Source organism: Sphingobium sp. LMA1-1-1.1 (genome assembly GCF_040676365.1).
Lineage (GTDB): Bacteria > Pseudomonadota > Alphaproteobacteria > Sphingomonadales > Sphingomonadaceae > Sphingobium.
The window spans coordinates 174,969-188,532 of sequence record NZ_JBEGHS010000034.1 but is presented as its reverse complement, the minus strand read 5'-3'; the positions used below and the strand labels follow the sequence as shown (position 1 = coordinate 188,532).

Below are 13,564 nucleotides of genomic sequence, written 5' to 3'. Positions count from 1 at the left end.
CGTGTGTCGCATCATCAATTCTTCAATGTCACGATACCGACGACACCGGGCTTGGTCGATGGATTGGACGCATTAGTCTTGCCCGGTTTTTCGGCCTTGGGCTTGCGTACTTCGCGGTTCGATCTCTTCTGGCTCTTGGCCATTCGCAGTCTCCTGGCTGATTGAATATCAGGGCACAATATGCCCGAGGCGATCCTCGTCGGTGTAGATGTCGAAGCGCGTAAGCCTTGCAGTGCCGAAGGTCGTGGTCAGCGCCACGTCAGCCGCATCCCGCCCGCGGGCCATCAGGATGCGGCCACGCCGGGGACGGTTGTGGCGCGCATCGAACGTGTACCATGTGCCGTCGAGATAGACCTCGAACCAAGCCGAGAAGTCCATGTCGCCAACAAGGGCCGGCAAATCCATGTCGCCCATGTAGCCGGTACAGTATCGCGCGGGGATGTTCATGCAACGGCAGAGAGCCATGGCGAGGTGCGCATAGTCCCTGCAGACGCCGACGCGTTCTTCGTTTGTATCCCATGCCGTGCGTGTCGATCGCGCGGCCATATAGTCGAAGCGGATATGCTCATGCACATAATCGCAAATTGCTTGAACCCGTGACCAGCCGGGTGCCGTGCGGCCAAAAAGCGCCCAAGCCTGATCGGACAGGCGGTCCGTCTCGCAATAGCGGCTACCCAGCAGAAAGTGCAAAGCATCGTCGGGAATTTGCTCCAACGGTACCTGCATGGCGCTCGATGCGATGACATCGGGCAGAAAGCTGTCCTCGATCACAAAGCCGCAGGATATGGCGATGCCACCCCGCGGCATCGTCAGCCGTGTACAGATATTGCCGAACCCATCGACATAGTCATAGGCGGCCACATCGGGCTGGGTGAATATCCGCTGGGCGCTGCGAAGATCCCGGTTCCGGCTGGGGTGGATGCTGAGCATGGCCAGCATCGGCACGGCCTCTTCGGCCGCAAAGGCGATATCATATCCAGCCCGAATTAGCATTCATGATCCTTAGTCTGCCGGATCAAAAGCACCGGGTCGCGGCTGAAATATTGACGCCATGATCAGCGACAATTGCTCAAGAGGGCAATTGCATCATATCTGGACGAGCCATCAGGTCGAAGAAGATATGAGATTAAATGGACCTTGCCTTCATGCATTTCAAGCCACCGCGTGGAATAAAACGGAATTAATTGGCCACCGATGCGACAAGCATAAGCCAAATGCCTCCACCTTGATCTGATCGATTGAAATGGCCTGGTACTCACAGCCCAATGAAGCCGCGACATCAGATGGACTTAAGACCACTCTGGAGCTTGTCAGCATCGACCGCCCGTTGCAGATCCTTGGGATCTATCGTGATGGTTTGAACCCAACTGGACTTGTAACGGTTTTGTGCCGGTCACTTGAGAGTTTAAGGCTCGTTCACATGACGGCATGCAATCGAGCCATCTATCCAAAACACCGCACGGGTGCGTTCTGGGAGTTAGGCGGACCGCGTTGGATAATGCGAGGCGAACCGTACGCCGCAGGCAGAGGCACGAGCAATTGCTTGGCTCTCCCCAGCTTTTTGGCGATCCAGCATGGGACATGCTCATTGAACTGAAGGCAGGTGCTGATGTGCGCCTGCTGTTGCCATCGCGCGCCCGATTATGCCTCAATATCCCGCCAACCACCTCCGAGGGATTTAAAAAGGTCGACACGCAACGATGACAGGCGCTGGAGCGAGGCCGCTTCCGCGGCCCGCGCGTCCAGCAGTGCCGTCTGCGCGACCAACACATCGAGAAGACCGACAGAACCCGCGCGATAACGCGCAGTGGCAAAATCGAAGGCGCGCTGGGAACGGGTCCGCGCTTCTCCTAGTATGGAGAGTCTTTCCTGTTCGCGCGCGGCATTGCTGAGCGCCTGCTCCACCTGCTTGAGCGCCGTGATGACGGCCCCGTCGAAGGCAGCCAATGAGGCGTCGCCCTGCGCCTCCGCCTGACGGATGCGGGCACGCGCGACGCTGACATTGGGGAAGCTCCAGCTGAGTAGTGGCCCGACCGAGAAGCTGAGACTATCATTGCCACGCACGCTATCGTTGCGGAAGAAATTCCCCGATCCGCCCAAGCTGATCTTGGGATAAAGCGCGGCCGTAGCCACACCGATCCGCGCGGTGTCTGCCGCCAGCTGCCGCTCAGCCTGCCGCAGGTCTGGGCGACGGCGCAACAGTGATGCGCCGTCGCCCACCGGTAATGCCACTGCGGCGGGTGGTTTCGTGCATTGCTGTGCAGCAAGGGGAATGTCGGCAGGCGTACTGCCCAGCAGCGCGGCGAGTTCGAACAGGGCAGCCTGATGCTGCGCCTCCAGCGACGGAATGGCTGCGCGGGCGGTCGCAGCAGCAGCAGCCCGCTCGACATCGAAGCGTCCGACGGATCCCGCCTTCTCCTGCGCTGTCACCAGACGCAGACTTTCATTGCTGGCGCGATAGCTGTCCTGCGCGACATTGAGCGCATGGGCGTAGGAACAGGCGTCGAGATAGGCGCGGGTCGTTTCCGCCGCCACCGTCACGCTTTGCGCAAGCAGGGCGAACTGAAGCGCACGCGGTATTTCTTGAACCTCGGTGAATGATGGCAGGAAGGTGACGGACGGTCTCGACCTATGGCCCCGCCGAAACCCACAACGGTCTGCACCTCTCTCCGCTCCCGAAACGACCATGCCATCGGCGATGACTCGTTTACGTATCTCATTGGTCGATATGATATGAAAAGGGATCACTGAATTTGACGTGCTGGCCGAAGAAAGATATGTAGACGCTTCATGTGATTTCATTTTGAATCGTATGGGGATCATAGTGAGTGCTCAATCCGAAACCCTGCGCGAACTAGGCGAACTCCTACGGCAGGCGAGGCTGGCCGCCGGATTGACGCAAGAGCAGGTGGCCGATCTGGCTGGCATATCCCGTCCACGCTATCGCGATATCGAAACGGGCATTGCTGCTGCGCGTGCCACGACGCTCATGAATGTCGCTCGTGCGCTTGGGCTGGAGATGATGCTGGTGCCGCAAGCGATGGTCCCGGCCGTCCGGGCGTTGTTACGTCCGCATGACGACGACGACCTGCCCGCCTTTGTCTCACACCCCGATTGAAGACGAATATCATGGCTCAAACGTCTCACGCACCTCAGGCGATCCAGTCCCTAGATGTGTTCCTGAATGCGCTGAAGGTCGGTGTGATCGTCAGGACACCCGGTGACTTCAATGCGTTCAGCTTTGAAGAGGCCTATCGGACAACTGGCGGTGTACCGATTCTCAGCCTGTCCTTCCGCGCGGCCACCGGGGGCTTGCGCAAGGATCCAAAGCCGGTGAGCGGGGCATTGCCGCCCTTCTTTGCGAACCTGCTGCCAGAGGACAAGCTGCGCGAGGCGATGGAAAAGCATCATGCAGGCGCCGTCCGTCCGGGCAATGACTTCGACCTGTTGGCCGCGCTCGGCGCAGATCTACCGGGAGCCGTCCGGGTTCTACCCAGTGACGGCATGAAAGTAACGCCGCAGGACAGTGCAAAGGGAAAACCGAAGGCGCGTTTTTCGCTCGCCGGTGTGCAGATGAAGCTGTCGGTGATGAAGAACACAGGCAAGGGCGGCGGACTGACGCTTCCGCTCGATGACGGCCAAGGGCAATATATCGCGAAGTTCCCCTCCACGGCATTTCCGGGTGTGTCCGAGAACGAGTTTGCCAATCTCGCCTTGGCGGCCGCGATCGGCATGGACGTGCCCGAGCGCGAACTGGTCGAGAAATCCGATTTTGAAGGCATTCCGGAGGATTTCGACACGCTGTCGGAAGGCAAGGTTCTTCTCATCAGGCGTTTTGACCGTGGCCCACGGGGTGAGCGAATCCACATCGAGGACTTCGCTCAGGTGTTTGGCGTCTATCCCTCCCGTAAATATGAGGGGGCGGCCTATCACGATGTGGCCGCCGCCGTGAACGCGGCGGTTTCCCCTGCCGCCGCGCTCGAATTCGTGCGCCGGCTCGTGCTGGCGGTGGTGACCGGCAATGGCGACATGCACCTCAAGAACTGGTCGCTGATCTATCGTGATGACGGCAGCACGCCTGCTCTCGCGCCGATCTACGACATGTTATCGACCATCCCCTACATTCCCACAGACAGCATAGCGTTGTCGCTTGGTGGTGAGCGGTCGTTCAAGGCGCTATCGGCGCCGCGCTGGAAATCCTTCGCGAACCGAGCAAGGCTGCCCGAGCCGGCGGTTCTCCAAGCCGTGGTGGAGACGGTGGCTCGCGTCAACGAGCATTGGTGGCAGTTGCCGGAGCGCGCCGTCGTCCCTGCGAAGGTGCTCGAGCGTATCGACGCGCATGTGAAAGTCATGACGCCGATCCTGAACTCCTGCGCGGAAAAATAAGCACGGAAGAAACTCGGACGATATTGTTGTCATCGCAGGCGGCGGCGAGTTCGTTCCACTGCAGCCCTCTATGTCTTGCGTTCTTCCCAAACGATCTTGGCGAGAGGATGACTATCCATATTCCCGATCGGGAATATGACGCTCCTATCGATCTTTCGCCGCCGCATTCATTCCCGATCGGGAACATTTTTTTGCGTCGCCGCGCGTACGCCCTCGACAATTTGTTGCTTCAGCCTTCAACCAGCCGCCTCAAGCAGCGATAGGGGATGAATGTCGATCTGCCGATCTTGACGGTCTCGATCTCGCCGGACTTGATTAACTCGTAAAGCGTCGATCGGGGGATGCCTGTGAGCTTCACCGCCGTGGAGACCCGCACGCTGATCGGCTCGGTCGGCAATGTCTCCATAGCGGCAAGGGCTTCCTGCCTCGCCTGTCTGCGCTCTTCGATGGTCGGTGATCTCGTCATGGCCGCGATCGCAGGCAATTGAGCGTCATAGTGTGACCCTTCCTGCTAGCCAGCCTTTCGAACGCGGCTACATGCAAGGGTTCGCTGCGCTGGAACGAGGTCCACGCGCCGTTGTCGAGCGCATAGCGGTATCCTTTGGTGCGAAGGACACCGCGTGTCGATGCCATCAGCCGCCATCCGGCGGCATGCAGGGCGTCCAGATTGCGGCGTGTCCCAGTGCGGGAAGCGTAGGCGATCATCATCGCACCGGGACACGCCGGGAGCGCAGGAATGCCCGGTCGCTTTCGAGGAATGCGGCCAGCATTGCTGGAACAAGTTCTGCAATCGGCTCTTCGCGCCCGTAGAACTCTGCATAGAGCGCGGCATAATCCTGGAGCATTTGATGCAGGTCTGGCGTGACGGCAATGGACAGCTTGATCGCCGTCCTGTCCGGCAGCTTGGGGAGCTTGAGTTCCGGCATGTGTTCCTCCTAATTGCGCCACGGTGCGAGTATGAGATCACGGTGCACAATCAGCCGTACCGGCGCGCCAGGTCGGATCGTGATCGTCGGCTGGACAGCCAAATTGCGGGATGTGATCTGGTCGCCGGCGCGGGACACGTTCTGCTGCGTGGATTCCCGGATCGCCTGGACCAGATCGCTTTCGCCGGTGAATGTCAGGTTCGCGCCTACGCCGAGCAGGGTCGATATCGCCACGCCCCTAAGCAGGGCCCAGGTGTGAAAATCAACCTTGTCCGACAGGCCCGCATATCCAGACGGATCGGTAGCCGGCACATTGTCGATCCGGATAGAACCGCCGTCGGGCCTGACGATCCGCTGCCAGATGATGAGCGCGCGGCTCTGCCCGAATGCCACGACCGAATCGTAACTGCCGATCAGCCGCGCGCCTTGCGGAATGAGCAGGATCCGCCCGGTGGCGCTGTCATAGGTGTTCTCGGTGACCTGCGCGGTGACCAGCCCCGGCAGGTCGGAGCGCAGGCCGGTGATCAGGCTCGCTGAAATCACACTGCCCGCCGACAGGGTGTAGGGCGATGGCGGCGGCGTTAAAAGATGGGGATTGACGTCGCCGCGCGGATCGAGGTTTCCGACGAAGGCTTCTTTGCGCCCCTGCGCATTGGGATCGTTCGTCGGATCGAGCGCCAGTTTCGGCAGACTGGGCTGAGCACTCTCTCCGGCTGATACGCTGGGCGTCGGTGCTTCGGGGGCAGTGGCCGCTTGCCGGCTCTGCACCAGCAAACCGGACTCGCGCGCGGCTTTCAATTCGGCAAGTTGGCGCTCACGCTCGGCTGCTTCGGCCTGCTGGCGTTGTTGGTCGCTCGGGTTGATCTCGGTCGCAAGTTGCTGCTGGCGATCGAGGATCGGCTTGCCGAGGTCGCCGGGAAGCGGCGGCCCGAGCCGAGGCACGTCGCCATAGCTCGTCGGCAAGCCGTTCAGCGTATCGCTGGCGGGACGCAGATCGGGTTGGGACAGTTCCTCCTGCCCCGCGACACGGTGGAACAGGCGTGGCTTCAGCGCCAACCAGGTCACCGCCACGAGGCTGACCGATCCTAGCGCCGCGATGGCGATGATGACGCCGCGCTTGAACCGGATCGCGCGCGGTGGGCGCGAACGGAGTGCCAGGCTCTCGGGATCGAGCTTGGCAGGCTGTGTCGTCGTCGCCTCGGTCACGACGGCCTCCGCCGGCTGGCCGTTTCACCGGTCCGGCTGATCCGCACCACGTCCTGGTGCTTGAGCCCGAGCCGCAGCTCCGCCGCATCGAAGATCCGGTCGACGACATAGTAGCGACCCTGCACGCGGTAGTTGACCAGCTCGGCGTTGCCCTTGGCATCGACCAGGAACAGCGGCGGCGCCTCGCTTTCGCCGAGACTGGCGGGGAACTGGATGAAGGTCTGGCGCCCGTCATCGAACGCGCGCAGCGGCCGCCAAACCGGCTTGTCGCCGGTGATGGCATAGCCGAAATGCAACTGGTCGACGGCAAGCCCCGAAGCCACCGGCTGCGCCGCCCGCGCCGGTTCGGCCGCGGCCTTGAGCGCGATCAGCGCGTCCTGCGGATAGGTCCACGAGAGCGCCGACATGGCCGTGCGCACGGTGCTGCTCAGCGCCAGATGATAAGTCCGCCGATCAGTGGTGATGATCACATTGGTAGCGAGCCCAGCATTGAACGGCTTCACCAAGACATGCGTGCGTCTGGTATCGCCCGAACCGCTCGTTGTATCACCGATCACCCAGCGCACGGTATCGCCCGCCGCCACCGCCACCAGCGTCTCGCCGGGCTGGAGCGCGATGTCGGTGACCTGCCCGGGCGCGGTCAGCACATGATAAATGGCGCCCTCGCTGTACGGAAAGACCTGCACAGCATTGAGATAAGCGCCGGTCGCCGGTTCGAGCGTCGCGGCGCGATTGGCGGCCCGGACACGCAGTTCGGCTGGCGAAGGGGAAATATGGCGACGGCGCGGGACCGGCGTGGCGGCCTTCGGCGGAGACGATACGACAGGTGCGCCCGGCGGTGCCGCGACCGCAACCGACGGCACCGCTGCGTTCGCGGGTAATGCCGGAATCGTCGGCGCGTTCTGGGCGAGAGCGGGAGCCGCGAAGGCAAGTGACATCGCCGCTAGAAGGGCGGTTTTCATAGCTGGGTCTCCTGATTTGTGGCGGCGCCGAGGTTGGGATCGAGCGGCGATCCGGCGGGGATCCTTGCCGGCAGCGGCAGTGCTGAGCGCGCTGGTGCAATGGCTGTTGGGGTCGCTAGGGACGAAACGGTGGGTTCGAGCTCGCGGCTCCAGTCGATCGCATCGACATAGATGCCGAGCGGGTTCTTCCTCAGCGTATCGGCGCTGGTCGGCGGCACCATCTGGATAGTCAGGATCGCGGTCCAATGCGAGGTGCCTGCCTGAGCGCCGCGCTCGTAGGTAGTCTCGACCCATTTGATCTGGAACGATTTGTCCGAGGCGCGCACCACGCTCGTGACCTGCACCGAGACGGTGCGCTCGCCGATATGACCGAACGGATCGGCGGCGCGGGCGTAATCGCCAAGGAATATGCTCCCACGCTTCGTCGTGAAATCATAGGCCGAAAGCCAATCCTGCCGCATCAGTACTGGATCGAGCGAGACCGACCGCACGTGCTCAATGAACCGGGAAAGGAACCACGCGACTTGGCTGTCGGTCGGCTGATAATCCTTGTCAGCGGGCTGGACGGCGCGCGCCTCGCCGAGTTTGTCGACCTCGACCACATAGGGAATGACGCGGCTTTGCAGCGACTGCCAGAGCAGGCCGCCCGAAAGCGCAGTGGTGAGGCCGAGGCAGCCGAAGGCCATCAGCCGCCAGTTACGTGCCTGGACGCGGGCCGAGCCGATGCGTTCGTCCCAGAGTTGGCCTGCGCGTTGATAGGGTGTCTCGGGCTGAGGTGTATGTCCATATCGCTGGACGGCGCGTCTGAAGATCATGAGGATCAGTCCTCCCTTTCCTTGATGTCGGGGGTTGCGCCGTGACCACCACGGTCGCCGGATTGCACGGCGTGGATGGCGGTCTGGCGGTGATGGCGGGCGCTCTGCTGCGCCCTCATGGCCCGCGCCCATCCGGGCATGGACGAAGCGCTATCCGGGGTTTGCGTGGCGGCGGATGCGTCACGTCCTGCCATGGCGTTGAACGCGGCCTGGCGGCCGGACTCGGCGGCCTCGCCAAGACCCAGCGCGGCCGACATCCGTGACCGCGCGGCGCCGGCCGCGGCGCTCGCCATGCCGCCGATCCCGGCGCCGACGCTGGAGGAGCCGGCGCCTTCCTGACCGAGGGTGTAGGCGGTCGAGGCTGCCGATCCCATCGCCGTGCCCGCACGCACCGCCCCAAGGCCAGCGGCGGCAAAGCCGCGAGCAGCACCGGCCGCTCCGGCACCGCCGAGGTACAGGGCTCCGCCTGCGCCAAGCACGGTGCCGAGCGCTGCGCCGGCCCCCAGCTGCGGCGCGCCCGCGACAAGACCCGAGGCGATGCCGGGACCGAAAATACCGAGCCCGAAGAGAGCAAGGCTTGCCAGCACCAGGCTCATGGCCTGTCCGATATCGGGTTCCTGGCCCTGGAGGGCAGTCGTAAACTGGGTGAAGTAGTTCGAGCCGATGCCGACGATGACCGCGAGCACCATGACCTTGATGCCGGAGGAGACGACATTGCCGAGTACGCGCTCGGCGAGGAAGCTGGTGCGGTTCCACAGCGCGAAGGGCACGAGGATGAAGCCGGCGAGGCTCGTCAGCTTGAACTCGAGGATGGTGACGAACATCTGCACGGCGAGGATGAAGAAGGCGAGGATCACGATCACCCACGCGACCAGCAGCACCACGATCGTCAGGAAGTTGTCGAAGAAGGTCGTGAAGCCCAGATACTGGTTGACCTGTTGCAGCAGCGGCCAGGCGGCGGAGAAGCCGGTTCCGGCAAGGCGACCGGGCTTCAGCAGATCGGCAGCGGTGATCGTGCCGCCGCCGGCGGTCAGCCCGGCCTGCGCAAAAGATCGGAAGATGATGTCCGACAGCGTGGAGAAGCTGTTGATGATGAACGCGAAGGCGCCAATGTAGAGGATCTTGCGGATCAGGCGGCCGAGCACATTGTCCTCGCCGCCCAATGCCCAGAACAGTCCGGCCAGCGTGACGTCGAGCGCGATCAGCGTGCGCGTCAGGAAGCCGACGTCGCCGCCGAGCAGGCCGAACCCGCTATCGATGTAGCTGATGAAGGCTGCCATGAATTGATCGATGACGTTGAGATCGCCCATACGCTTTGCGTCCTGATGCTTGGTTCAAAGGATGCCGCGGGCCCCGGACTCGGGGAGCGGAAGCCGGTCCCCGCCGCGGCGGCGGCGATAGAGGCGCGGGGGATCGCCGCCGCCCTGGCCGGCCGCGCCTACTGGGGCGTGTAGGCGCTGCCGGAGCCGAGGAATTTCGCAGAGGCGCCTTGGGCATCGGTGCGCGATTGGGCTTGGTTCGACCGTTCGATCGCCTCGGCCCGGTATTGCGCCGCCATCAGCGTCTGGATCTGGAACTGCTGCTTGGCGACGAGCGCGAGCAGCTGGTTGGTCGCCTGGCTGGCCTGCAGCGCGCCTTCAGCACTCTGGCTCCGCGCGATGATGCCGGTCAGCGCCGCCTGGTCGGCGGCGATATTCTCGACGACCTGGGCCTGCACGGTCATGGTCTGCTCGAAGGCCGCGCGCGCGGTATTCATTCGCGCTCGGGCGCTTTGCACCTGCTGGCGGGTGGTCAGGTTTTGCGCGAAACTGCCGGGGTAGAGCGAGCGGAACTGCTGGTCGAGGCTCGCGACCTTGAACTGGATGCCCTGCGCCTGGCCCATCAGCTGGTCGATCTGCTGCATGGTCTGCTTGAGCGCCTGGAGCTCGGGAAAGCTGATCGTGGTCAGGTTCTTCGCCTGGTTGATGAGCCCCTGCGCCTGGTTCTGCAGCATGCGGATCTGGTTGTTGATCTGCTCGAGCGTGCGCGCGGCGGTGAGGATGTTCTGGCTGTAGTTCGAGGGGTCGAAGACAATGATGGCGTGCGCGGGCTTGCTTATCGCCAGCGTGGCAAGGGTGAGCGCGCCGGTGACGGTACAGCCGACCACTCCGGCGATGAGGGGCTTCTTGAAAGACAGCATTCTGGTCATGGTCATTCTCCGGGGGCTGGAGGTTGGGGAGCGGTGGATTGGTTGGTGCCGGGAAACTCGCCGATGAGGTCGGCGGCCCAGGCGAGATCGGCGGAGCGCAGGAAGTGACCGGCGAAGCCGTCCGCGCCGTGCTCGGCGAGAATGCCGTCAATCCGCTTCTGGCTGGCGGGATCGGAGGCGCCGCAGAGCGCCAGCGCGATCGGACCCAGGCCGAGTTCGAACAGGCGATGGCCGCGCGCCGATTGCAGATAGTAATGCCGCTTGGGGGTGGCGCGGCTGACCAGTTCGATCTGCCGGTCGTTGAGACCGAAGCGCTCGTAGGCGGCGTGCGACTGCGGCTCGATGGCGCGGTCGTTCGGGAGCAATATGCGCTGCGGGCAGCTTTCGATGATGGCCGGCGCGATGCTGCTGTCGGCAATGTCGGCGAGGCTCTGCGTCGCGAAGAGCACCGCCACGTTCTTCTTGCGCAGCGTCTTCAGCCATTCGCGGATGCGGGCGGCAAAGAGCGGATGGTCGAGGAAGATCCAGGCCTCGTCGAGCACCAGCAGCGTTGGCCGCCCGTCGAAGCGTTCCTCGAGCCGGTGGAAGAGATAGGTCAGCACCGGGGCGACCACCCCGGATTGCCCCATCAGCGCCTCGGTCTCGAAGCATTGGACGTCGGCCAGCGCGAGATTCTGCTCGGCTGCATCGAGCAGGCGGCCATAAGGTCCCTCGAGCGTATAGGCGGTCAGCGCGGTGCGCAGCGCGTTCGACTGGAGCAGCATGGCAAGTCCGGTGAGCGTGCGTTCCTGCGGGGGCGCCGAGGCGAGGCTGTTCAGCGCGGACCAGACGGCATCCTTGACCTCGGGCGTGACCACGACCTTTTCGTGCGCCAGAAGCGCCGCGATCCATTCCGCCGCCCAGCTGCGTTCACCGGCATCGTCGATCCGGCGCAGCGGCTGGAACGCCAGGGCATCCTCGCCGTTAGGGCCGCCCTCCGCGCCGAGCCCGAGGGCATGGTGCGCGCCGCCCATCGCCAGCACCGCCGCGCGCGCCGAGAAGCCCTTGTCGAAGACATAAACCTGCGAGCGGGCGTAACGCCGGAACTGCAGCGCGATCAGTGCGAGCAGAACCGACTTGCCGGCGCCTGTCGGCCCGACGACGAGCATGTGTCCGACATCGCCGACATGGGTCGACAGGCGGAACGGGGTCGATCCGCTGGTCTGCGCATGGAGCAGCGGAGGCCCCCCGAGGTGACGGTTCTCCGCCGGCCCCGCCCAGACCGAGGACAGCGGCATGAGATGGGCCAGGTTCAGCGTATGGACCAGCGGCTGGCGGACATTGGCGTAAACCTGGCCGGGCAGCGAGGATAGCCAGGCCTCGACCGCGTTCAGGCTCTCGCGAACGCAGGTGAAGCCGAGGCCGTTGACGATCCGCTCGACCGCGCGGACCTTGTCTTCCACCCGCGTCCGGTCGGTATCGGCGACGGTGATCGTGGTGGTCAGATAGCCGAAGGCGAGCATGTCTGCCCCGAGCGCCTGCAGCGCGAGATCGGCGTCGACCACCTTGTTGTCCGCGTCGGTATCGAGGAGCTGGACTGGCTGGTTGTACATCACCTCGCGCAGCAGCGCGGCGATCGACTTGCGCTTGTTGAACCATTGCCGGCGGATCCTGGTCAGCGCCTTGGTCGCGTCCTGCTTGTCGAGCGCGATGAAGCGGGTGACCCAGCGATAGCCGAAATCCTGGTGGTTGAGCGCGTCGAGGATTCCCGGCCGGCTCAGGTTCGGGAAGCCCAGCACGGTCAAGGTGCGCAGATGGGTTCGGCCGAGCCTCGGCTCGAGCCCGCCGACGAGCGGCGTGTCGGCGAGCAGCGCATCGAGATAGATTGGCGTCTCGGGTGCCGCCACCGAATGGCTGCGATCGGAAATCGTGCTGTGGAGATAGGTCAGCGTCTCGGCATCCTCGAGTGCCCGGACTTCGGCCATGAAGCCGGAGAGAAGGTCGAGGATGCGATCGGTTTCGGCGATGAAGCCGGCAAGGCTTGCGCGCCAGTCGCGGCCCTGCGCATCATCGGGCCGCTCGACCAGGCTCCGTCCGGCAGCATCGCTGCTGTCGGCGGGCGGCAGCCATGTCAGGGTACCGTGATAGATGCTCTCGAAATGCTGGCCTTCGGCTTCGAACCCGGCACGCCGTTCCTGATCGACCAGCCAGGATGCGGCATCGGGAAAGGCGCCGTCGGGGTAGCCCTGGCTGCCGCGCCGTTCTGCTTCGAAGAACAGCGCCCAACCCGTGCCGAGGCGCTTCAGCACATTGTTGGCGCGCGCGCAGGCCGACACGAGTTCGGCCTCGGTCGCGCTTTCGAGATCGGGACCGCGAAAGGCAAAGCTGCGCTGGAAACTGCCATCCTTGTTGAGGACGACGCCGGGCGCCACCAGCGCGGCCCAGGGAAGATGATCGGCGAGGCGGTCGGCCCGCGACCGGTATTCAGCGAGGTTCAACATGCCAGATATCCCTTCTGGCGCAGGTGGCGGAGCAGCACGGGCGCGAAATCGGGATCGCGGCGGGCGGCGAACACCGCGATGCTGTGGCCGACTGCCCAGAGCGCGATGCCGACCAGCCATTGCTGGAGGCCGAGACCGACTGCGGCGGCGATCGTGCCGTTGACGATCGCTATGCCGCGTGGTGCGCCACCGAGCAGGATCGGCAAGCCCAGACTGGCGTGGATCGGCGCCTCGAAGCCAGCAACATGACCGTTGTCGATGTGACTCACGCGACGAGCGCCCCGCCGCCGAAGCTGAAAAAGGACAGGAAGAAGCTCGACGCGGCGAAGGCGATCGACAGGCCGAAGACGATCTGGATCAGCCGACGAAACCCGCCCGCCGTCTCGCCGAACGCCAGCGTCAGGCCAGTCGTTATGATGATGATCACCGCGACGATCTTGGCGACGGGTCCCTGCACGGATTCCAGCACCTGCTGGAGCGGCTGCTCCCATGGCATGCCGGAACCGCTGGCCTGGGCCGTGCCGGTCAGGGTGAGCGAAAGGCCAAGCGCCAGACCGGTCAGGAAAAAGCGGTCACGATTGGGAATGGGAAAGATGCGCAT

17 protein-coding genes are annotated in these 13,564 nt (G+C 63.8%); 4 read left to right on the top strand and 13 right to left on the bottom strand.

All coding sequences use genetic code 11. The annotated features are described in order from the left end of the window. Positions 1 to 14 precede the first annotated feature (14 nt). The 3 genes from MRBLMA1_RS14970 to MRBLMA1_RS14960 all read right to left on the bottom strand — a co-directional run bounded on the left by MRBLMA1_RS14970 (position 15) and on the right by MRBLMA1_RS14960 (position 2,535). Positions 15 to 143, bottom strand: a complete 129-nt coding sequence (locus MRBLMA1_RS14970) for a hypothetical protein (protein WP_363737689.1) — start codon at positions 141 to 143, stop codon at positions 15 to 17. A 25-nt stretch (positions 144 to 168) separates the two neighbouring features. Then, on the bottom strand, positions 169 to 993 hold the full coding sequence (locus MRBLMA1_RS14965) for a transglutaminase-like domain-containing protein (RefSeq protein WP_363737688.1): 825 nt from the start codon (positions 991 to 993) through the stop codon (positions 169 to 171). A gap of 648 nt (positions 994 to 1,641) precedes the next feature. Then, entirely contained in the window at positions 1,642 to 2,535 is an 894-nt protein-coding gene (locus MRBLMA1_RS14960; protein WP_363737686.1) for a TolC family protein, read from the bottom strand. A 289-nt stretch (positions 2,536 to 2,824) separates the two neighbouring features. Between MRBLMA1_RS14960 and MRBLMA1_RS14955 the strand changes: the two genes are divergently transcribed. Next, entirely contained in the window at positions 2,825 to 3,118 is a 294-nt protein-coding gene (locus MRBLMA1_RS14955) for a helix-turn-helix domain-containing protein (protein ID WP_363737684.1), read from the top strand. Between the two features lie 11 nt (positions 3,119 to 3,129). Then, positions 3,130 to 4,386 carry a type II toxin-antitoxin system HipA family toxin gene (locus tag MRBLMA1_RS14950; RefSeq protein WP_363737682.1) on the top strand — a complete coding sequence of 419 codons (1,257 nt, stop codon included), beginning with the start codon at positions 3,130 to 3,132 and terminating at the stop codon, positions 4,384 to 4,386. 229 nt (positions 4,387 to 4,615) lie between these two features. Here the strand turns inward: MRBLMA1_RS14950 and MRBLMA1_RS14945 are convergent, their stop codons facing one another. Next, positions 4,616 to 4,792, bottom strand: a complete 177-nt coding sequence (locus tag MRBLMA1_RS14945) for a helix-turn-helix domain-containing protein (RefSeq protein WP_363738215.1) — start codon at positions 4,790 to 4,792, stop codon at positions 4,616 to 4,618. Between MRBLMA1_RS14945 and MRBLMA1_RS14940 the strand changes: the two genes are divergently transcribed. Next, positions 4,734 to 4,874, top strand: a complete 141-nt coding sequence (locus tag MRBLMA1_RS14940; protein ID WP_363738247.1) for a hypothetical protein — start codon at positions 4,734 to 4,736, stop codon at positions 4,872 to 4,874. The genes MRBLMA1_RS14945 and MRBLMA1_RS14940 overlap by 59 nt on opposite strands. A 216-nt stretch (positions 4,875 to 5,090) precedes the next feature. Here MRBLMA1_RS14940 and MRBLMA1_RS14935 read toward each other — a convergent pair whose 3' ends face one another. The 5 genes from MRBLMA1_RS14935 to trbL are packed head-to-tail and all read right to left on the bottom strand — an operon-like array spanning position 5,091 to position 9,605. Next, positions 5,091 to 5,312 carry a DUF2274 domain-containing protein gene (locus MRBLMA1_RS14935; protein ID WP_363737680.1) on the bottom strand — a complete coding sequence of 74 codons (222 nt, stop codon included), beginning with the start codon at positions 5,310 to 5,312 and terminating at the stop codon, positions 5,091 to 5,093. 9 nt (positions 5,313 to 5,321) lie between these two features. After that, positions 5,322 to 6,518: a TrbI/VirB10 family protein gene (locus MRBLMA1_RS14930; RefSeq protein WP_363737678.1), complete on the bottom strand. Its 1,197-nt coding sequence runs from the start codon at positions 6,516 to 6,518 to the stop codon at positions 5,322 to 5,324. After that, the gene (gene trbG / locus MRBLMA1_RS14925; protein ID WP_363737676.1) at positions 6,515 to 7,480 is read right to left on the bottom strand and encodes a P-type conjugative transfer protein TrbG; all 966 of its coding nucleotides are present in this window, start codon (positions 7,478 to 7,480) and stop codon (positions 6,515 to 6,517) included. Before trbG ends, MRBLMA1_RS14930 begins: the two co-directional genes overlap by 4 nt. After that, on the bottom strand, positions 7,477 to 8,295 hold the full coding sequence (trbF, locus tag MRBLMA1_RS14920; protein ID WP_363737675.1) for a conjugal transfer protein TrbF: 819 nt from the start codon (positions 8,293 to 8,295) through the stop codon (positions 7,477 to 7,479). The genes trbG and trbF overlap by 4 nt, the downstream gene beginning before the upstream one ends. 5 nt (positions 8,296 to 8,300) lie before the next feature. Next, on the bottom strand, positions 8,301 to 9,605 hold the full coding sequence (gene trbL / locus MRBLMA1_RS14915; RefSeq protein WP_363737673.1) for a P-type conjugative transfer protein TrbL: 1,305 nt from the start codon (positions 9,603 to 9,605) through the stop codon (positions 8,301 to 8,303). On the opposite strand from trbL, the gene MRBLMA1_RS14910 reads away from it, so the two are divergent. Next, positions 9,579 to 9,749, top strand: coding sequence for a hypothetical protein (locus MRBLMA1_RS14910; protein ID WP_363737671.1), 171 nt, complete (start codon positions 9,579 to 9,581; stop codon positions 9,747 to 9,749). The genes trbL and MRBLMA1_RS14910 overlap by 27 nt on opposite strands. Here the strand turns inward: MRBLMA1_RS14910 and trbJ are convergent. Genes trbJ through MRBLMA1_RS14890 form a run of 4 tightly spaced genes read right to left on the bottom strand, consistent with a single transcriptional unit; the run spans position 9,734 to position 13,564 of the window. After that, positions 9,734 to 10,489 (bottom strand): P-type conjugative transfer protein TrbJ, encoded by a 756-nt coding sequence (gene trbJ / locus MRBLMA1_RS14905; protein WP_414714770.1) that lies wholly within the window; start codon positions 10,487 to 10,489, stop codon positions 9,734 to 9,736. The genes MRBLMA1_RS14910 and trbJ overlap by 16 nt on opposite strands. After that, the gene (gene trbE, locus MRBLMA1_RS14900; protein ID WP_363737668.1) at positions 10,486 to 12,963 is read right to left on the bottom strand and encodes a conjugal transfer protein TrbE; all 2,478 of its coding nucleotides are present in this window, start codon (positions 12,961 to 12,963) and stop codon (positions 10,486 to 10,488) included. Before trbE ends, trbJ begins: the two co-directional genes overlap by 4 nt. Next, complete coding sequence (locus MRBLMA1_RS14895) at positions 12,957 to 13,232, bottom strand: VirB3 family type IV secretion system protein (RefSeq protein WP_363737666.1); 276 nt, start codon at positions 13,230 to 13,232, stop codon at positions 12,957 to 12,959. Before MRBLMA1_RS14895 ends, trbE begins: the two co-directional genes overlap by 7 nt. Continuing rightward, positions 13,229 to 13,564 carry a TrbC/VirB2 family protein gene (locus MRBLMA1_RS14890; protein ID WP_363737664.1) on the bottom strand — a complete coding sequence of 112 codons (336 nt, stop codon included), beginning with the start codon at positions 13,562 to 13,564 and terminating at the stop codon, positions 13,229 to 13,231. The genes MRBLMA1_RS14895 and MRBLMA1_RS14890 overlap by 4 nt, the downstream gene beginning before the upstream one ends.

Bases quoted from the DNA above. Each gene is read 5' to 3' on its own strand.
- trbJ (WP_414714770.1), bottom strand. From the start codon at position 10,489: ATGACCATGACCAGAATGCTGTCTTTCAAGAAGCCCCTCATCGCCGGA.
- trbE (WP_363737668.1), bottom strand. From the start codon at position 12,963: ATGTTGAACCTCGCTGAATACCGGTCGCGGGCCGACCGCCTCGCCGAT.
- MRBLMA1_RS14965 (WP_363737688.1), bottom strand. From the start codon at position 993: ATGCTAATTCGGGCTGGATATGATATCGCCTTTGCGGCCGAAGAGGCC.
- trbL (WP_363737673.1), bottom strand. From the start codon at position 9,605: ATGGGCGATCTCAACGTCATCGATCAATTCATGGCAGCCTTCATCAGC.
- MRBLMA1_RS14935 (WP_363737680.1), bottom strand. From the start codon at position 5,312: ATGCCGGAACTCAAGCTCCCCAAGCTGCCGGACAGGACGGCGATCAAG.
- trbG (WP_363737676.1), bottom strand. From the start codon at position 7,480: ATGAAAACCGCCCTTCTAGCGGCGATGTCACTTGCCTTCGCGGCTCCC.
- MRBLMA1_RS14950 (WP_363737682.1), top strand. From the start codon at position 3,130: ATGGCTCAAACGTCTCACGCACCTCAGGCGATCCAGTCCCTAGATGTG.
- MRBLMA1_RS14890 (WP_363737664.1), bottom strand. From the start codon at position 13,564: ATGCGCATCTTTCCCATTCCCAATCGTGACCGCTTTTTCCTGACCGGT.
- MRBLMA1_RS14970 (WP_363737689.1), bottom strand. From the start codon at position 143: ATGGCCAAGAGCCAGAAGAGATCGAACCGCGAAGTACGCAAGCCCAAG.
- MRBLMA1_RS14945 (WP_363738215.1), bottom strand. From the start codon at position 4,792: ATGGAGACATTGCCGACCGAGCCGATCAGCGTGCGGGTCTCCACGGCG.
- trbF (WP_363737675.1), bottom strand. From the start codon at position 8,295: ATGATCTTCAGACGCGCCGTCCAGCGATATGGACATACACCTCAGCCC.